The organism is Aliidiomarina maris, assembly GCF_003987335.1.
Taxonomy (GTDB): Bacteria; Pseudomonadota; Gammaproteobacteria; order Enterobacterales; family Alteromonadaceae; genus Aliidiomarina; species Aliidiomarina maris.
In genome coordinates this window covers 219,516-239,205 of sequence record NZ_PIPK01000001.1, presented here as the reverse complement: position 1 = coordinate 239,205, position 19,690 = coordinate 219,516, and the positions used below count along the sequence as shown (strand labels likewise).

At 49.0% G+C, this 19,690-nt stretch carries 15 protein-coding genes; 13 read left to right on the top strand and 2 right to left on the bottom strand.

Annotation, left to right across the window (positions count from 1 at the left end):
• The first annotated feature begins 49 nt into the window (after nt 1–49).
• From CWE07_RS01085 to CWE07_RS01065, 5 genes are read left to right on the top strand one after another with little or no spacing between them, the layout of a single operon-like run.
• Nucleotides 50–601, top strand: a complete 552-nt coding sequence (locus CWE07_RS01085; RefSeq protein WP_111568089.1) for a hypothetical protein — start codon at nt 50–52, stop codon at nt 599–601.
• Between the two features lie 20 nt (nt 602–621).
• Complete coding sequence (locus tag CWE07_RS01080) at nt 622–1,263, top strand: phage adaptor protein (RefSeq protein WP_111568088.1); 642 nt, start codon at nt 622–624, stop codon at nt 1,261–1,263.
• Entirely contained in the window at nt 1,260–2,915 is a 1,656-nt protein-coding gene (locus tag CWE07_RS01075) for a hypothetical protein (RefSeq protein WP_111568087.1), read from the top strand. The genes CWE07_RS01080 and CWE07_RS01075 overlap by 4 nt, the downstream gene beginning before the upstream one ends.
• A gap of 12 nt (nt 2,916–2,927) precedes the next feature.
• The gene (locus CWE07_RS01070) at nt 2,928–4,670 is read left to right on the top strand and encodes a hypothetical protein (RefSeq protein WP_111568086.1); all 1,743 of its coding nucleotides are present in this window, start codon (nt 2,928–2,930) and stop codon (nt 4,668–4,670) included.
• A complete protein-coding gene (locus CWE07_RS01065; protein WP_111568085.1) occupies nt 4,670–5,764 on the top strand; it encodes a hypothetical protein in 1,095 nt (364 codons plus the stop codon). The genes CWE07_RS01070 and CWE07_RS01065 overlap by 1 nt, the downstream gene beginning before the upstream one ends.
• On the opposite strand, the gene CWE07_RS01060 is transcribed toward CWE07_RS01065, so the two are convergent.
• Nucleotides 5,761–6,459, bottom strand: a complete 699-nt coding sequence (locus tag CWE07_RS01060) for a hypothetical protein (RefSeq protein WP_111568084.1) — start codon at nt 6,457–6,459, stop codon at nt 5,761–5,763. The two genes, CWE07_RS01065 and CWE07_RS01060, sit on opposite strands and share 4 nt — an antisense overlap.
• A 459-nt stretch (nt 6,460–6,918) precedes the next feature.
• Between CWE07_RS01060 and CWE07_RS01055 the strand changes: the two genes are divergently transcribed.
• Genes CWE07_RS01055 through CWE07_RS01030 form a run of 6 tightly spaced genes read left to right on the top strand, consistent with a single transcriptional unit; the run spans nt 6,919 to nt 17,442 of the window.
• Nucleotides 6,919–7,962 carry a hypothetical protein gene (locus tag CWE07_RS01055; RefSeq protein WP_126818954.1) on the top strand — a complete coding sequence of 348 codons (1,044 nt, stop codon included), beginning with the start codon at nt 6,919–6,921 and terminating at the stop codon, nt 7,960–7,962.
• Nucleotides 7,963–7,964: 2 nt separating this feature from the next.
• Nucleotides 7,965–8,429 (top strand): GNAT family N-acetyltransferase, encoded by a 465-nt coding sequence (locus CWE07_RS01050; protein WP_111568082.1) that lies wholly within the window; start codon nt 7,965–7,967, stop codon nt 8,427–8,429.
• Complete coding sequence (locus CWE07_RS01045) at nt 8,422–9,270, top strand: hypothetical protein (RefSeq protein ID WP_111568081.1); 849 nt, start codon at nt 8,422–8,424, stop codon at nt 9,268–9,270. Before CWE07_RS01050 ends, CWE07_RS01045 begins: the two co-directional genes overlap by 8 nt.
• Nucleotides 9,270–9,827, top strand: a complete 558-nt coding sequence (locus tag CWE07_RS01040; protein ID WP_111568080.1) for a hypothetical protein — start codon at nt 9,270–9,272, stop codon at nt 9,825–9,827. Before CWE07_RS01045 ends, CWE07_RS01040 begins: the two co-directional genes overlap by 1 nt.
• 1 nt (nt 9,828) lies before the next feature.
• Complete coding sequence (locus CWE07_RS01035) at nt 9,829–10,554, top strand: hypothetical protein (protein WP_111568079.1); 726 nt, start codon at nt 9,829–9,831, stop codon at nt 10,552–10,554.
• Nucleotides 10,555–10,563: 9 nt separating this feature from the next.
• Nucleotides 10,564–17,442, top strand: a complete 6,879-nt coding sequence (locus CWE07_RS01030; RefSeq protein WP_111568078.1) for an LPD38 domain-containing protein — start codon at nt 10,564–10,566, stop codon at nt 17,440–17,442.
• A 314-nt stretch (nt 17,443–17,756) separates the two neighbouring features.
• On the opposite strand, the gene CWE07_RS01025 is transcribed toward CWE07_RS01030, so the two are convergent.
• On the bottom strand, nt 17,757–17,990 hold the full coding sequence (locus CWE07_RS01025) for a hypothetical protein (protein ID WP_126818953.1): 234 nt from the start codon (nt 17,988–17,990) through the stop codon (nt 17,757–17,759).
• 626 nt (nt 17,991–18,616) lie between these two features.
• On the opposite strand from CWE07_RS01025, the gene CWE07_RS01020 reads away from it, so the two are divergent.
• Both CWE07_RS01020 and CWE07_RS01015 read left to right on the top strand, forming a co-directional pair.
• Nucleotides 18,617–19,372: a tyrosine-type recombinase/integrase gene (locus tag CWE07_RS01020; RefSeq protein WP_420836529.1), complete on the top strand. Its 756-nt coding sequence runs from the start codon at nt 18,617–18,619 to the stop codon at nt 19,370–19,372.
• Complete coding sequence (locus tag CWE07_RS01015; RefSeq protein ID WP_111568074.1) at nt 19,347–19,682, top strand: hypothetical protein; 336 nt, start codon at nt 19,347–19,349, stop codon at nt 19,680–19,682. The genes CWE07_RS01020 and CWE07_RS01015 overlap by 26 nt, the downstream gene beginning before the upstream one ends.
• Nucleotides 19,683–19,690: the final 8 nt, after the last annotated feature.

Genomic DNA, 19,690 nt, shown 5'->3' with positions numbered 1-19,690 from the left:
CGGGTTCATGCCCGGGGCTTTTTTATTTGCACCTTGGAGAATGACCATCATGAGCAACACGATTAATCACCGCAGCAGCAAGGCTGACATGCTGAAGTACGGCATGGAAGAACTGGGCGTTAAGCTCGATGACAGCAAAGACCGCTCAGAAATTTGGGCTGAATTAAAGGAAATTGATAAAAGTCTTGCTGCCAATAGCGAGGCAACGCCAACTGGAGAGGGCAACTTGACGCAAGATACAGATACAAGTAGCCAGCCTAACTCAAGTGACATTGGTTCAGCCAACATCAAGCAAGACAAAAAGCCAACGAGTGATGCGGCACCTAAACGGCCAGCGCGCGTACTCATCAATATTCATCAACCACCTGGCTCAGATGATCCTGAATTTGAGCCAGACACGCACGTGGTCGTTGGTGTAAACGGCACTAACTATCAACTCGAAATTGGCAAAGATTTACCCGTGCCATTTGGTGTGTATGACGTGCTTCGAAATGCTAAGCAGAAAAAGTATTACCGCCGAAAAGCAGCTGGTGGGGAGATGGAGACTATCTGCAAAGAAGTGCTGCGCCATCCGTTCACCATCATTAAAGAGCTGTATTAAGCGCGAGAGTCAACCTGCCTATGAACTACCTAGAAATATGCAAACGCGCCCGCCATGAGTCGCGCATTAGTGGTGATGGACCTACGACAGTAACCGGACAATTAGGTGTACTGGCTGATGTAGTTCTCGCAGTGCGAGATGCATGGCGTGAACTGCAAATGATGCACGAAACATGGTTGTTCTTGGAAGCGACCGCACATGCAGAGCTTGTAGCGAACGGGCAGGTGTACTCACCCACACAGTTGAATATGCAAAGCTTGCGACGGGTTATAAGTATCTTCTGTGGACATCGACAATTAAAGCAACTGGACTGGGATAAGTATCAAAGCCTCAAGCGTTCCCAGCCACGATTTGGAGCTCCAACGTTCTTCTGCGTGACGCCGAGCCGGCAAGTTGAGTTTTATCCAAGTCCATCTGAAGCGGTGGGTATTGAAACTCGCTACACCCTCGCTGCACGAGAGTTAGTTCAAAACTCGGATGAGCCCTCTATTCCCGCGGAATATCGAATGATTATTGTCTGGATGGCGGTGATGAAGCTTACTGCTAACGAGAGCGATGCTGTCGTGTACCAAAAAGCTTTAGAGCACTATGACCGTTTGTTGGCTGAACTGCAGTCTGAATTTTTGCCTGCAATGGATTTTGGTCGAGGAGCGCTGCGGTGAACAATAAGATGCTTCAGACCATGAGAACCATCAACCAAAACCCACCCCGAGAGCATGTGGTAATGCTAGCGGGTGGGTTGAATCTATCCTCTGCTACCCAACAAATACCAGATGGTGAGTGTCTTCAGCTCGATAATTATGAAATCAATGTCCAGGGCAACTACCAATCATTGAGCGGCTTTGAGCGCTACGATGGGCGCCTTTCGCCGAGTAAAGCGATAGCACCCCATGGCCCTTACCCAGATGACGAAAGTGAGCTCCAAGACTTACTCGATGCGCGAGAAAACTTACGCGAACAAATTCAACCGGTACCAGGTGCAGGCCCCATCCGCGGTGTCTTCTATTTATTTAATCGCTGCTTTGCATTCCGCGATAGCGAGGATGGTGAGCAACTAAACCTGTACGGTGATTCACCAGTCGGATGGCAATTAGTGCAAACGCCAACTTTAAGACCTGGCGGCTACCTGCGTTGGCGCTTTCTAAACTTCCCTGACCGAGCCTCTAAAGAAGTTATCGGGGTGGATGGGGTAAATCACGGCTTCATTTTCGATGGTCAGACATTTACTCAAATAATCAATGAGGGAATGGAAGAAGACGATTCACCGATTGCTGTTGAAGTCCTGACATCTGACATCGTTGTCTTTGGTTATCGTCGTGGCAGCATTCAGTTTTCAGGTATGGGTGACCCGTTCCAGTGGGACGTCGGGGATGGTGCCGGCGAAATACGTGTTGTCGATGAAATTCAGGAAATTGCATTGCAGGCCAATGATACCTGCGCTGTGTTTTGTCACAACCGAACTTATGTGCTTTACGGACGAACACCTCCTGAGTTTCGCATGACTAACTTAAACACCAACACAGGCGCCACCGCAGGCACGGTGCAAACGATTGGGGATAGCGTTTTTGTTGATGACCGAGGCATGACCCGACTAAGCCGTGTCAAAGCGTTCGGTAACTTTGCAATGGTTAACATGAGCGCCAAGGTTGATCCTGTCCTAAACACCTACCGCAACCGAATTAAGTGCTCGACGGTTATCCGCGAGAAAAACCAATACCGCTTATTCTTTGACGATGGCCGCGGACTAATCTGCACGTTCGCTGGCGAGGAGCCTCTTGGTTTTTCTAACTTTTCGCTTGGTGAGGGTAGGGTTGCTGCGTGCAGCAGCAGTGCCGAAACATCGGAAGGAAAAGAAGTCGTATTCATCGGTGCTGAGAATGGCTTTGTATATCAGTTGGAGCGAGGGACAAGCTTAGACGGTTTACCGATCGACACAACTATCCGCACAGCATTCTCTTTTTTTGGTCCACAGCTTTACGGCCTGCGTAAACGCCTCACTCGCTTTACGCTTGAAATTAAGGCTGTCGAGCAGTTTGGTATGTGGGTTCAACCAGACTTTGATTACTCAAGCCCTTTTGCACCCTCCAACCCCTTGGTTCAGCAGGTTGTCATAGGTGGTACTGGTGGTTATTGGGATGAAGCAATTTATGATCAAAGCTACTGGTCATCTGCAGTCGTTCAAAGAGCCAGCTTTTATGCCAATGGCGTAGGTGAAAACGTATCGATTTTCTGTCGAACAGAATCATCTCATGCGTCACCTCATTCGATTACCTCAATTGTTCATCGTTTCATTCCGTTGGCGTTACGCCGCTAGTTAGGAGCACGTATGTCTATGATCCCGTGGTTACACGAGAACCCTTTTATTCCTGGCACAGTTGTTCGCGCAGGCGGAATGAACGCAAAGCTTGATGGTGTTGCTAGTGCTATCGAAAGCATTATTAAGCATATTGAAGAGCGTGTCCCTCAGCTCCCAGCAAACTTTACTGGAAATGCCGTTATTGCAGAGCAGAATGTGTCCAATGCTTTTCTATATGTCAGTCCTGCGGGGAATTTAACCGTCTACCGTTTAGAGGACTTTGATCAGAAAATAGCGGAAGCGAAGCAAGCCCGTGACGATAGTCAGCAATTCAGATCAGAAACAGAACAGCTTAGAAATGAAACAGCTCAGCTACGCAACGAGACCTCACAACTAAAACAGCAAACGTCTCAAATTCGTGATGATGCAGTGAGTGACACGTCGAGCATACGCGATGAGGCTATCGAAGCGAGGAACAGCGCTCGCGATTGGGCCGATGATGCTGCCGCATCTGCTATTGAGGCTGAGGAGCTAGTTGCAACGATTGGCACAGGCTTGAAGTTTTTAGGCTTTTGGGATGCTAGCACCGGGCAGTATCCAACAGCGCCAGTTATTGGTTCGGGGCTATGGCGAGTTGAGGTTGAAGGTTCAGTTGGTGGGAAGGAATATAAAGTCGGGGACTCACTAATTTATTACAGTGATACCCAGTCGTGGCTTCGACTGCAAACCCGTGTTGAAGTTGTGTCAGTAAATGGAAAAACAGGCGCGGTTATAATTTATGCGGACGATATAACGGATTTAGGTAATGCGGCTAAACGCGATGTAGGTAAAGATAACGGCAATTTAGCAGAGTTTGGTTTATCTGGTTTGAGCGGGCATGGGTATGGCGGAATCCCCCCTTTAGTTACGAGCATAATTGATGAAGCTAATTCAGCTGTAACCACCAGTTTCACTCGAGTTGGTAGCAACCAAGCTACTGTATTTGCTCATCCGGGTCTACGATTAAACATACCTTACGCGACCGATCGACGTTTTCAAATAGCGTTCCCGATTTCAACGTCTTCTGGCTCAATACAATATCGTTATGAGGAGACTAATGGCTCTGGATTTAACTCGGTAAGAACACTTTGGGATTCAGTAAATACACCGAAGCCAGCTACGTTAGATAGTGATCAAACATACACAGGAACAAAAACATACTCTGGCGCCATTCCAATTCGTTGGGGTAATGGAAGTAGCTACTCCGAGATTATTGGGAAGCGAGGTGATACAGAATATGTTTTAGGTACAGGTAGTGGGCAAATTTTGGTTTTAGCTGTGCGCCCAACTAATGGAAGTAACCTTGGTCGGTTTGATGTTGGTCAGACATGCAGAGCTCATGGAAACCTAATTGCTGATGGAATGGTTTCTGGTGCCACTGTTCGTGGTTCCGATCCGATTTTAAAAGATATTCAGTTCGAAAAGTTGCTTAGCCTTGATGAGATTGCAACACTGCGTTCAGTCGTTTTTAAGTGGAAGTACGGGGCTTTAAAAGGTCAAACTAGTTACGGTGTTCTCGCAGATGAAGTCGATAAAATTGCGCCATTTTTAATTCATCGAATGGAAGCGCTTTATGATGAAGATTCGCAAGGTAGTAAAAAGCTGTTAGTGCCAGCGCATCGAACAGTGGATTACGATGGTCTCAATGCACTTATGTGCTTATCTTTGGCTCAGCATGAATACCAGAAGTGGTATAGAAAGCTATGGAGAGCATTGACTAAGGTGTTCATTTAATGGCAATCGGATTAGAAACAAAAGCTGGGCAAGACTTCGACGAAATCTATGAACTTCGTGCTACTACTAAAATCCCTGATGTTGGTATTCAAAGTGCTAACGGAGTTGATATTTCAAACCGTTATGAAAAGGCTGTCACTGGTATTATTCACACTGGAACTGCTGCTGAACTCGGTTGGGAAGCGTCCGACGGTACAAATTTGAATAGCAAATTTGCACGAAAAGGCTCTGCCAACTTAGCGACATTATCGGGCACCTTTTACTCAAACTTGGCGACAGCCTCGTCCTCTGGTGTAGGGAATGCAAGTGTTAGCGGCTATATAGAATTTCAAACCAACGGTGGAATTAGCTCAGGTGGGACACTGTCGGGTGGTAGTGCTGTAAACTGGCTGAGTAATTCGCCATCTAATATTGCTGCGGGGGCAGATTACGAAATTCGATTTTCCTATACAGTGAATTCAAGTAGTGGGGTGTCGGTTTCGAATGGCGCAAGTAGCTGGATGAGAGCTAATGCTAACCGTCGTTTCACGATGTCCTTCTCATCCTCGTCCGTGGGTTCTTCAACACGCAACTTTACAGTGACAATAGAGCTTCGTAGACGAGGCTTCACGACACCAATAGTAAGTAATACAGTGTCAGTGCGTTTACAGCTATCAGTAGCCGCTGCTTGGAATGGTGATTTCACAGGCTCGCCGTACTCATCCATAGGTAATGGGACCCAGCAAGTACCGCCCTGGGCAGCTATTCGAGTGCTGGGCAACGGTACCGTCGCAACTGAGAGCAATCAACAAGCCACTACAGTGCGTGGGCGATGGGACGGAAGCGACTCTAACACGACAAGTAGTAATACTCAGGTTCGGTTTGTAGTGACGAGATCAAGTGGGATAGTGACTAACGGGGCAACCAACTGGGTTACTATTGGTGCGTCCGGTCGAACAATTTCAGCTGAGGCTATTGGCCCAGGCATAAACGGCCAAGGGTTCGTCCATGGCCGCATCGAAATTCGTCAGATAGGGACAACGTCACCAGTGCGCAGTGCCAACATAAGTATTAGCGCGAATATGTCGGGCGGGGATGTCGGCAATCCGCTTTAATCCTTTGAGTGCTCACGGTGCTTAAAGTTTGCAATGGCTTTCAGTTCTTCGCGCACGGATGATAAATTTTCACTCACGACTTTGACTGACTTAGTTGCCTCTGATATCTGCAGAATACTTAGTTGCACATCTTCTTCACTTTCAATTTTAAAACTCTCATGTCCTTCGGGGGCTAAGAAAATTGAGTTTACTAACTTGAAAGTACTTGAACTCTTCTGAAGTGCATTCGATTTTGCAGCGAGCTTACGTGAATCTATCAACTGGGAAGCTGATTTAAATACTTGGACTTGAGTCGAGATTTGAATCGCCGCATCGTAACATTGTTTAAGGTATCGACCATTCAGTTTTTTATACCTTGTTTCTTCGTCAATGTTCCAATCCTTACTTAAGTCTACATATCGTCGGATAATCGCGTTAATGGTAGACAGCTGTTCTTCTACCGGAATGAGAGCTTCTAAAGATTTTTCAGCTCTCTCACTCATTCTTATCGACAGATGCTGCTCTCGCCAAGACATGTAACCCGCTATGGCAACAATTCCTAGTAGCAAGGTCCCGAAAGCAGTCATCCCCGAAAGAACAGTGTCGGCCTGCGGAGTGGTGAGCGCGAATGGCATTCCAATCCCAAAAATGATGCCAGCAAAGAATAGCAGGCATGCCGCAAGAAGCGGACTAATCCACTGTTTATAGAATCCCATGTATCCGCTCCATGATGTAATTGAATTCAACCAAAAATCAGTATAAATTTACCACAATGCCTCGCCTCTGTGCGGGGCTTTTTCATTTCTGAATACCTATCGAGGTAACCCATGAACGGCCTTTTAAAGTCAAGTAAGCCAGTGGGTCAGCCCACAACCTTGATTAACCCAAAAGTTGGCAACAAGAAAATCACGCCAGTTAACTCCACGATGCCGGCAAATCGTGATGCTTTGCCAACTAATCATGCGCTGCCGATTAGTACAGCCGTAACTGATGCGCCTCAGAGCAACGGGCCCACTGGATTGCTTGGAGATAGAGGTGGCCCTCAAGTCGGTGGCCCCGTCGTCCGACCTGAGCTTGCAAACCTAAGTGGTGGAGGGGGCGGTGGCGCTTCAACTCAGTCGACTACCGCTACCACTTCAATGTCACCGACGAGCACTAGTGCAAGCGAGCCGCGAATGAGTACCACGTCGACGCCTGCGAACTACCCAGATAGACCAGGTACGAACGTCGAAGTGGATTCCGGTGCCATTGCGCAGCCGGCACCCGGGCAAGGCGACTATGAGGGAGTAAACCGACCTGATATTGAACAGCATGAGCTTCGTGATAATGCCTCTGTAGCTGAGCAACTAAAGGGTTTGCTAGCTGAGGACAGCCCTTACATTAAACAAGCTGAGCTGCGAGCGGCACAAGAAGCTGCATCTCGCGGACTGCGTAACTCAACTATGGGTGTGCAGGCAGGTCAACAAGCCGCGATTGCGCAGGCACTTCCGATTGCCCAGCAGGACGCCCAGCAGAACTTTCAACTGCAGCAAAATGAACAACTGCAGGGCTACCAGATGGACCAAACCCTTTACAACGCATTGCTCACTGGTGAGCGTGATGCAGTCATGCAGCAATATGGTTTGGACCAGGCACAGTACAATGCTGCGCTGCAGCAAGCGCAAATGCGTAATCAGCAAGGGTTCGAACTAGACCGCCTTGAGTACCAGACTCAGCTGCAAAGCGTGCTTAATAATGAGCAACATCAGCAGACGTTGGAGCGCATGGACGTCGACCAACGTAATCAGCTAGACACGATTAACCAGCAATTCGTCAATCAAATGGAAGCCATGGGTGTTGAAATGGAGCATCAAGCTCGCATGGCCTATACCCAGTCATCGACGATGATCATGCAGTCAGCGATGGAGCAGCTTGGGTTTATTTACTCCAACCCTGAAATGTCGCCTGAGCAACAAGCGAATGCGGTAAATACCGTGATGAATCAGCTTCAGCAGCAATTGAACTTTACAAGCACGCTTTTTGAACCGTTCCCAGGCTTAGACTTTGCGCAACCCTCAACGCCGCAAACACCGAACAACTCAGGTAATAATTCAGGTAGCAGTAACACATTGCCAGTTGGCGGCTACACACCGCCGTCGACGGGAGGTCAACAGCAGCGCGTTGTCAGTGGTGGCGGTGCTATTTCAGGTGATCGTTGGGATAACCAAGCTCAGAGGTAAGTATGATCCGAGAAGCGACTACGAACGACATATCGCGCCTGATAGAGCTTGGTGAGGAGCTTCGACAGCAATCGCCAACCATGCCAGCCATTAACCCAATCAAAGCCAGAAAGAATCTGGCTTTTTTTATGAACTCAAAACGGTGTGCCGTTTTTGTCGCTGAGCACAGCGGGGAGGTCGTTGGGTTCATCGTTGGCGGTATTGAGGATAACTGGTTTAGCGATGAACGCAGTGTCACGGACGTTGCCTTTTACGTGCGGCCGCTTTACCGAGTTTACGCGGTTGGACTGGTGAAACGGCTTCGAACGTGGGGGCAGACGTTTCAACGAGTAAAAGACATAACGTTGGGTATTTCCTCAGGCTTGGATTCCAACGAGCGGACTGGACGAATGTACGAGCATCTTGGGATGCAGCGGGTGGGCGGTATTTTTATTCAGCGGTTTAATGAGGAGCGGCCTGATGAGTAAAGGCATTAGCAAGATTGGGCGAGCATTCGACAAAGTGGTGAAAGCCACCGGTGCACGTGCGGTCTATGACAAGTTGGTACCTAGTAAAATTCGAAAAGCAGTATCAAACACTTGGCAGAAAATACGCAAGCCAGTCATGGTTGCTGCCGCGGTTTATTTGACGGCAGGCTTGGGTGCTGCGGCGATTGGGGGGACCTCAATTGCCGGAGGCTTCTCTACGGTGAACGCCGGCATTGCGTCCGCCTTTGGGGGTGGGGCCGCAGGGGGAGCCACGGGAGCCGCATCCACAACGGGCGTAGGGGCGGCCAGTGGTGGTGCTTCAGGTTTGGGTGCATCAGCAAGTGGAGGTTTACTAAGCGGTGGAGCTACAACAGGAGCAGCGGGCGCCACTGCAGCGACTAGTGCTTCATCAGTGGGTGCTGGCGCTGGCGGTTTACTTGGTGCTGGTTCTTCTGCTGCCAGTACAGCAGCGCCTAAAGCCATGGGCTTTTTCGGCAACATTAAAGCAGGCAATTACGCACAGGCCGCAGTACAAGGCGGGCAAAATGTATTTGGCGGTATGGGCAAGGCTTGGAATGCTGCAACCGCGAATCCGGGCAGCGCGATGCTTACTGCCAGTGTGCTTCAGGGCGTAGGCGCTAACCAGCAACAGAAGCGGCAGGACCGTCGCGACGAGGAGTTTCGTAATCGCCGCACCTGGTACGGTATGGATGGCCAAGGCGGACACCAAGACTTCTCGCAAGGGCCTGGGTTGCTATCTGGCATCCAAGCTCCTCAAATGAATCAGTCGACGTCACTAGATGACTTGATTAAATCCCGCAAACAAGGAGGGCTCACCTAATGGCTGGCCTACTTAACCCACAAGAGCAGCAACCTATGCCGGCACAGAGTGAAGCACCGCAACAACCAGGCGCTTCCAGTGACTTAAGCCAACAGTACGAAGAGGCTCAACTGTATGTCGAGCGCTTTGCTGCACATCCGCAAGCGTCAGATAAGTTGGCTGACATGATTGCTGGTGCTGAATCAATGGAAGCAGGTCTAGCCGAAGCGGCAGCGTTCATGCTAATTCGCGTTGAAGCTCATTTTGAACTCAGTGATGAAGTTAAACTGGAACTCATTGGTGACATCATGGAATCGGTTTTTGAAATAGCTGGTGAAATGGGGCTGCTGGATGAAAGTGACGTGACAGAAGACTTAATTCAATCGGTTATGTCATTGGGTACTCAACGATATGCTGAAATGCATGAGCAGGCAGGTATGCCGCTAGACCCTAATGAAGCTCGCTCAGAACTTGATGAGCTGGAAAGTTCAGGCGCCATCGATGAGGCTCGAACGGCTATGCCTGAAGATGCTGATTCACTTAATCAACTCGTGCACATGGCACGCCAAGGGGGCTAATGTGGCTGGCTTACTAGGTAATATCGCTTTAGCGACTGGTAACAACATGGCGCAATACGCGCACACCAAGCAACGGCAAGATTTTCAAGCTGAGCAGGGACAGGCACAGCGGGACCACATCACTCAGCTTGAGCAATGGCGTGCTGAGCGTCAGGAAAAGTTCGCGTTGCGTGCTCGTGATTGGCAGGTAGAAGACCGAGATATGCAGCTGCATTCACAAGGTTTAATTGCTGGTGCAAATGCTCAAAGAGCTGAGTTTGGGCAACAGGTCGACTTTGCTCGTACCGACTTAAACCAGGTTAATGAAGATGTTTCTAAACTGAGCGCAGCGATTCGAAACTATGATCCAATGACTGACCCAGATGGCAAGGGAATGGCTCGACTACAGGAAGAGTTATCACGCATTGAAAGCCGCCGAGCGATGGTGATGGAAGCTATACCTGACGACGTTCTCCAAGCTGCGGGGCCTCTGGCTAATGCCGCTCATCGCGAGCTAGTCGAATTAAGTGAAGCACTACGAGAAACACAGGCACGTGAAGCCGAACGGGCACAAGAGCCTCAAGACAACCCTAATGAACAGCTCAAGGGGCTACTGGGCGACTCGCGCTTCAATATCCCGAATGCGACTGAACGCCCAAGCATCCCGGACTTGTGGAAGCGATTTCGTGAGCGCGGCATGCCTCAGGCGCCAGGTTCAGAATATTTGGGTAACCGCGGTAACTTCTAAGGATGCGAAATGAACACGCCTTATAACTCCTCCAATAGCATTAATCAGCATCGCAGTTACGGCTTAACTCAAGATGACTTTCGTCAGCAGATTAAGACGCGCTATAACGACGTTTTAGTTGATCATGACAAGCTTGCGCAAAGTGAGCCAGGTATGCTGAGCGATACATGGAATGCGATTGCCCATGGCGCCTCATCTGAGCTTGCTGGTCTAAGTCGATTTTTGGGCTTTGATGGATTAACGAATTACTTCCAAAGTGCATCAGACAATCGTCTTGATAACATGTCCGAGCGCGGCCGTGCCGCGTTCGAAAATGAACTGCAGTTTGACCTCGATGAGTCACCACTTTCTCACTGGTGGTTGAATACTGCCAGTGCTATTGGGCAGTTTGGTACCAGTATTGCGGGTGGTGGTGTAGTTGGCGCAGGTGTTCGACGGGGTTTAATGTCAGCGGCGTCACGAGCTGGTGCCAGCCAACGAGCAACGTCAGCAGCGGGGATGGGCGGTTTAATGGCTGGTCATGCTTCTGTCGGTGGCTCAGCTGCCACAGGCCAAACTATTCTTGAGGCCGAGGCTGCATACGACCAATTAAGTCAGGACGAAAAACTTACCTCCCCAGCGTTCTTGCAAAAGATGGATATGCTTCGGGAAATCGACCCGGACCTTGATGGGGACACATTATTTGGGCTTGCAGATGCAGCTATTCGTGAGCAAATAGCACGAGATATTAGAACTGACCCGCGTATCTTGTTTGCAAACTATGGGCTGTCTGCAGTGGTCGACCCTGTGATAGGCGGCACCATTGGCCGGACTGCCGGCTCTCGAATTCTCAATCAGTTGACGCGTAGCGAGGGAGCTGGGGCAGCAGCTCGACTTGGTGGCGCAGCCGTTCGCACCGGTGCCCACTTTGGTAAGGGTGCAACATTAGGCGCCCCAACTGAGGTGATTCAGGATATGGAGCTGCAGCGTGGTGTGGCACGTAGCCTAGAGGGAATCGACCCAAATGCAGACCCCAATAAAATTGATACCAACCGCGCGCTAGTGTCTGGTGTGCTTGGCGGTGTTGCTCAAGGCTCGATTGCAGCAGTGACCTCACGTTCACCGATTGACACCAGCAATATTAAAGATCCTGACGCAGATGCAATTCGGGATACAAACCCTGGTCTTGCTGAGCAGTTAGATACAATGGCTCAGAGTAAAGCACGGCATGAAATTGAAGTAAGCGAAACAATTGAGCGCAGCAGGCAGGTTGCAGCATCCGTAGATAGCTTTGAGCAACCAGCAATTTTAAGACGTACTGAACAAACTGGCCCAGAGAGACCAGCTTCCGCAAGGTTACCGAGCGACCAACGTGGGGATTTGGAGCAACCAGCCTATCAAAGGTTCGCCAATGGCGATGCTCCTGCACAAGTGAGAGATAGAGTTCGCGGTAATCCTGAGCAACCTGCGTATACCCGTGCTCGTAACCAGACCTTAGAAGATTCACAGCTTGATGCTGATATTCGCATGCTGGATGAAGAGCGTCAGCGTCAACCCAGAGAGGGTGAGCTTTTACCTGGGGCATCAAACCAAGCGAACGTACCTGCAGTGGACTCTCGTGAACCCTCGTTTAATCAATCTGAACGAAACTCAATTGAAGTCAGCGCTACTCGAGAAGAGTTACCGGACAGATCAGGTATGCCGATGTCTGACCGCAGAAACGAGCAAGCTATACGTGAAGAGCTTGAGCGGGCGCCAAAGGCTATTATTCAGAGTAGCACCATTTTTGCTCGTGACGAAAATAGTGTATCAATGCCTGAAGATGTGACCGTTCGTCAAAATGGCGCCCCGTTTGCTTCTGAGCGAGCTGCGTTATCTAGTTTGAGAGCACGTCAGGCAAATGAGCGAGGTGATACGATTGAAGCTGTAGAGGTTGCAGGGGGATGGGGGTGGCGTGCTTCTACACCAAATACCGATGCGGTCCAAGCTCAAACCGAAACTCAGCCAACGCCCTCTCAAGAGGGCGTTTTAGTATCTGATGAAGCATCGACGTCGACAAACGAAAGTGCCTCGCGGTCGAGTGCTCAGATTGATGACTTTGGTGAAAAAATAGGTGGTGCGCGCAAAGACATCTGGAGCGGGCTTAGGGAGGCTGTGGACTCCACAGACACCAAGTCGCAGCCACTTAGTAAATCGTTTCCACAGCCAGATTACGCAAAGCTCAAGGAAGCTGGCGCAGATAGCCAAGTGTTGGCCGCTGTGGCAGCACTACGTCAATCCATACCAAATAAACCTCGCACCCGGGGGGTGAGTCGCTGGGCTGAGACCGCTGACTCAGTGCGGCGTCTTGCCGCTCAGCTTCTCGATGGCACCGTAAAACCTGAACGATTAATTGAGTACGCTCGGCAACAGCCAGGCTTACGCAGTATTGCGAACGCTATTCCTGTTATTGCCGAAGCCGACCCTAGTGTTATCAAGCAAGCTGCGGAGTTTACGATTTCAGAAAGCTCTGGTTTGTATGTCGACGGCAAGCCTTTTGGCAATGGCTTTATCGTTGAAAGAAATGGTCGGGGAGACTGGAACAGAATCACTCGTACTTTGGATGAAGCGCAGGCGGTACTGCGTAAGAAAATCAAAGCGCTGAAGAATGATAGCCAGGCTCAATCGAATAAAGGTGGTTCGAACTTCAGCCTTTTTCGCGACCGCTCCACAGGAGGCACATACATTGGCTGGAAAGGTGCCAGTAAAGTTCTACGCGTTGAGGATGTTGAATCAATTAATGATGGCCGAGCCCGCATTAACAATAATCGTGATGAGCTAGAAACGAAACTTGAGCAATTAAAAGCAACCCCATCCGCGCGCCGTGAGCAAAACAGTGACCGAGTTGGCCAAGTTCGAGCTGAGGGTGATGTTACAGCCGAGCAGTTCAGTGAAGCCTTTGGCTTTCGCGGTGTTGAGTTCGGTAACTGGGTTGAGCAAGGCAAGCGGCAAGCCGACTTGAACAATGCATTTGAGTCATTACATGATTTGGCTGAAGCTCTTGGTGTACCACCCCAATCACTTTCATTAAATGGCGAGCTAGCGCTTGCATTTGGAGCTCGTGGTAAAGGTGGCTCTCGTGCCGCTGCTGCACACTACGAACCAGGTCGAGTGGTCATCAATTTAACTAAGCGCGATGGGGCGGGTAGCCTAGCGCATGAATGGTTCCATGCCCTGGATAATTACTTCTCACGTGAACGGGGATTACCAGGTGACTATCTTACCCAACGACCTTACTCCCATGCCAACGATCCAACTCGTAAGGAGGTGGTGAAAGCATTCAAAGGTGTCACCGATGCAATCAAGAAAAGCGGCATGGTCGCTCGCTCCAACGAATTAGATTCGCGGCGCTCAAAGCGATATTGGTCGACTGACGTTGAACTCTCTGCACGGGCATTTGAAGCTTACATCATCAGCAAGTTAGGGAAAGGAAATGCCACCAATGATTACCTAGCTAACATCGTGGAGGAAAGCGCATGGAACGTTCTGGATGATGGAACCTACCCGTATCCAACTGCGGCAGAGCTCAAACCGATTAATGAAGCCTTTGATAATTTATTCGACACGATTGAAACCCGAAAAACCGACAAAGGTATCAAGTTCTTCAGTAAGAATAACGTCACGGATAAGGCGCCTAAGAAAGGCGTGGCAGTAGCGGACATTCAGAGCTTAGCCGATACGCTACTGAGCGAATTAGCTGGCGCCTCGGGGATCAAGGTAAAGGTATTCGAAACTCAGCAGCAGGCTGAGCGGGCATGGAAAATGTCCCTCGATGGCGCCTTAGTAAAAGGTGCTTTTGATGAAAAAACCAATACTGCTTATGTCGTTGCTGAGAACATTACCAACCTTGATGAAGCACGCCAAACGCTTGCTCACGAAGTTATTGCCCACGGTGGCTTGCAGAATGTAATAGGCGAGTCTGAATACCAAGACTTTCTGAATCGACTCAAGTCTACTCGAGGTAAAAAGACGTTTGAGAAACAGTGGCAAGAAATCGACCGCGACTATGACGGAATGAGCGAGGACGTAAAAGCTGAAGAGCTATTTGCCAAGTTCGTTGAAACCCAACCTGATGCGGGTGCAATGCGTCACTGGTTTAGCTCAATTAGAAACTGGTTACGCCGCGCCCTGGCAAACGTGGGGCTTATCAAGCTCGATGCTGACGCTGAGGTAATGCGTTCAATGATGGAGTCGATAGTTGATGGCTTCAAGGTCGGGCACGCAACCATGGCTAAGGGCAGCGGCAACCCAGTTACTGCAGATCTGGCTTTTAGCAAAACAACGGACACAAGAACAGCTGAAGAAAAAATCGGGCAAGGCATTATTGATGACACCCTGAGTAGCAAGTTCAAGGAAACAGTTGCAGCAATTAAAACCAAGGGCTTCTGGCACCGAGTTCGTGAGGGTCTATTTGATGGGCTACATGGAATTAAGCAAGCGGAGGAAGCCGCTGGAATAACTGATCCTAACAAGCAAGGGTATGTGTCAGCGCGTTTAGCATCGGGGATTGGCGACATGCTGCATGCTCTGTTCAACCGCGGTGCACTTGAATGGCGAAATGGAGTGGTATCTACCAAGGAGGGGACCATCGGCCTAATGGAAGCTTTTGGGATGTTACCTGAGGGTAAGCTGAACGATTGGCTTGCCTGGATGGCTGGTAATCGAGCAGAGCAGTTAGCAAAGCGTGGCAAGGAGAACAACCTGACAGCCGAGGATATCGCTAATCTGAAAGCCAAAGCAGTGGGAAATGAGGCTGTATTCGAGCAGGTGCGTCAGGAGTACAACAAAATTAATAAGGCCACGTTGGAGCTGGCGCGCGAAGCCGGCCTCTTGAACTCTGAGCAGATAGCCTCGTTTGACACTGATTGGTATGTGCCGTTTTTCCGACAAGACAGCACGAGCGAGGTCTCAGACCTCATGGCTCAGGTCAATTCTGTTTATACCAAGAAGACTGGCATAGTTGGTCAAAGTGCTCAGATTAAAGAGCTGTTAGGTGGCAAGTCATCGACCAAGGATTTGCTCACCAACATCATTCAACGTCAAGTGTCGTTGATTGACGCCGCAATTAAGAACAATGCAGCACGTGAAGTCGCGGCGAACCTCGATGGCACTGAGTTTATGACCAAGGCCAGTGATGCCGAAGCAAGCGGTGAGTTCACGCGCCAGGAGTTAGCGAGCCGTCAAAAAGTTAGAGTCATGGAGCACGGTAAACCCGTTCACTACTTGGTTAGCGACCCCGCGTTACTCAGAGGGCTAATGCAAGTTCACGACATTGGAAGCAAAGCTATTTTCAATAGAATGGCTCGCTCGGCCAAGCGGTTTCTAACCACCGGTGTGACACTCAGCCCTGACTTCATTATTCGAAACTTTATCCGCGATGCGGCACATGCCTGGATGGTCAACAAAGATGGCGCCAAGCTAGGAACAGATACTTGGACAGGGCTTAAAAGCTCTTGGGGGCAGACTCCGGAATACTGGAATTTGATAGCTGGCGGTGCTGCATTCCAGGGTGGCTACATTCACGGAGCCGATCCAGAAGCAGCTCAGCAGCAAATACGCCGGCACCTGCGTGAGAAAGGTTTTAGCAAATCACAAATCGACAACCATATGAGTAGCCTGGTAACCACCAAAGATGGCTTAATCAAAGCGTTTGAGAAGTATCGACAAGTCAGTGACCGACTTGAAAACAGTAACCGTATGACGGTATACAACCGAGCCAAGGCTGCTGGTAAGTCTGAGCGCCAGGCGTTGTTCGAGGCCAAAGACCTAATGGACTACAGCATGAAAGGTAACTTTCAATTGATGTCGACGTTCATTGATATGCTGCCATTCTTCAACGCTCGGATACAAGGTTTGTATAAGCTTGGCCGCGCTTCAGCTGCAGACGGTAATGATCAAATATTTAAAGCTTTGAGCAAAGACCTCGCATTTAAAGGAATTAAAGTTGCTGGGTTTAGTCTGGCCCTAGCTGCACTTAACGGGGACGATGAGCGCTATAAAGAGCTACCTGAGTGGGACAAAGATGCGCACTGGCACTTCTTTATGGGTGATCAACATTGGCGAATACCCAAGCCATTTGAATTGGGCATCATCTTCGGCACCATCCCTGAGCGGATGTTCAATTTCGCGGCTGGTAATCAAACAAGTAAAGATGCACGGGAGTCGGTTGGCCATGCTGTTTGGAATACGCTGGCGCTTAACCCTACGCCTCAATTGTTTATGCCCGTGGTTGAGCTAATGATGAATAGAAGCATGTTCACCGGCGCACCTATCGAAAGCTTGGCCGACTCAAGACGTGAGGCCGTCGACCGCTATGGTGAAAATACGAGTGACACTGCCCGATTGATAGGCCAACTGACTGGTTTAATGGGTCTATCGCCCAAGCAGGTCGAGCATTTAATCACTGGTTACACAGGGACGCTTGGCGCATACACCCTGGGCGCGAGCGATGTTTTGGCTCGATTGATGACAGGTCGAACGAAAGCGTCGACGCCGATTGCGGATTACCCTGTCGTCCGAACGATATACCAGGGCGGGAAGACGCAACGCAACACGATGTATCAGCAGCGGTTCATCGAATCGTTGAACGCGGCGCGGGGCGCTTACGGAAGCTACCAGTTGGCAATTGATGAGCATGATACTGAACGAGCAAGAAAGCTCTTTGAAACTCGCTCAAACGAACTATCATCACGTCGTCAGCTAGAACGTATCCAACGACAAGTGAGTGACTTAAACTCGCAGATGCGGGTAGTACAGCGTGACCCTAGCCTGTCTCGCAAGCAGAAGCGTGAACGACTTGACCAGCTGCAGCTACGGCGCAATCAAATTTACCAGAATGCTTATTTAACCTTGAACCTTGAGGACTGGTAATTAAAGGGACAGCAGCCAACGGATGAAACCAATGCCAAGGATGGCAGCAGCACCTATCAGACCGACCATGAAGAATAGGGCGGTTTGTTCCTCTCTCCATCGCTCACTTCCTAGTAGAAAGCAGCATAGCCCCAATCCAACGACAAGCACCCCTAGTACTGAGCTGAAGTTAAAAAGTGCCAACCCCCCGATAACGAGCGCGAGCATGAGTAAAATGTGCATTGCCTGTTCCTAGCTTTCGATGCGAGTTCAGCTCCCATTATGGAAGCTGAACAGGGGTATCGCACGAGAAAATGTTAGCTGTTTGCGCTTGTTTATACCCCAGTATTGTGGGGTATAAACAATTGCTCGAGCTTCCAAATTTTGTCTGGAAGAGTACGGTAGTAGTTTTTCTTGTCAGACTTATCCATGTTATATATGCGTAGCTCTTGGAAGCCATTGTCTAATGAGTATGCCTCAATAGTGCTGCCTTCTTGATTGCCTTCTTTTTGTGTTTTCTTGAACGTGTTATCAATCTGTTGTTGTGTTGGGTTATCTTCAAATTTCATATTCTTCTCCATCTTGCTTTAATGAAATATTAATGCAGCTGATTTCAGCTTTTACCCTATTATTTACACGAAAGACTCAATTTTTAAATTATCGCTTAAAAATCAAGGTAGTAACATAAGTGGGGTATATATGGGGGTATCAATTCCAACTAGCCTATAGCATATCTAATTGAATCAATCGGTTAGGTTCGTTGGTTGGTTGACGCCAGCTCCACCACGTAGATAAAAAAGGACGCCCCAGGGCGTCCTTTTTTATTTCTAGAATCAGGTATTTAGCGCTATTTCAGGCTATTTTTTTGAACGATTTTATTCCGAGAAAACCCACTTAAGCCGAGAGTTTTTGTATTCCTATAGTGCTAGATAAGTTCTAGGAATACATAAACAGGGAAAAGGGTATGACTAAAGCAGTGAAGCGCCATACTGATACAGCTGTTAAAACCGCCAAGCCTTAAGATTATGATACTGATAAGCCAAAAACAGATTGATAACGGATGGTAATGGTCTACAGCTTCGCTTACGCGCGCTCGACGAAAGAGCATGTTGCTGGTTTGTGGTTTGAAGTTAATAAGACCACACTCACGCCAGATTACACAGAAGACGTTTAGCGGTCTTTACTTCTGCAGGTCTTGTCAAAGCTAGGTAAAACCCCTATTGGGGAAATCACAGCACCTAAGCTAATTGATGTGATGCGTCCAGTAGAGGCCAGTGGCCGATTCGAGACTGTTAAACGTGTTAATCAGCGGATCAATAAGGTGATGGTGTATGCGGTTAACACTGGCATTATCCATACTAACCCGTCGGCCGGAGTTAAAGCTGCGTTTAAAAGCCCAGAAAAACGCAATATGCCGACATTGGAGCCTCATGAGTTGCCTGAGTTCCTAGAGCGCTTGCAAGATGCCAGCTTGGCGTTAACTACAAAGTGGTTGATACGTTGGCAGCTACACACGATGACAAGACCGGCAGAGGCCGCTGGCGCACGTTGGGATGAAATAAAACGACATAGTAATGGTCGTGTTGATTGGGTGATACCAGCAGAGCGGAAGCTTTTTTTTCCAAAGCTGACGCGCCTTCAGGACCGGTTTGCAGGTCAGTACCCGAGCAAACTGCAAAATATGTTTGAGAAGGAGCTTGAAACAGGCTCAAGTATTACATACGAGCGGCTTAGAGCTCATGGGTTGTTATCAACACTTCGTAACCTTTTTATAAATTGCTGGACGAGTGGAGACTTTGACTCCGAAATGCATTGGAGTCGTTATGGCGGAGCTGAGACAGCTATTGCTATTGTCTCATCAGTGGGTAGCTTACGAGCCTCATTAAGCGCACCGCCTAATGTGTTGCAAATAAAAAGGGTGAAATATGTGGATTTTTCGAGTGATGTTTGAAATACCAGAGAACGCATTTTCTCCAGCATTCTGGAAACGTACTCAGTACTCTGGCGATAAAGAAATCAGGGCAATGGCCTATCACTGTAATACGGTGGTTAAGCAAATTAATAAGTTTGAAGATTTCGCTAGCAGTGCTGATGAGGCGGAAGTTGGCCTTGCCGGTATATCTTTTGATGTCGATCTTGATACCCTTATTCATGAAGTTTGGATAGGACCAAATACGCCTGAGTGGGTGATTGCTATTGTTCGCGAGCTCATGAGTGTGGCAAATATAGCGGATAAACGAATCCAAATATCAGATATCTAGGAAGGTTA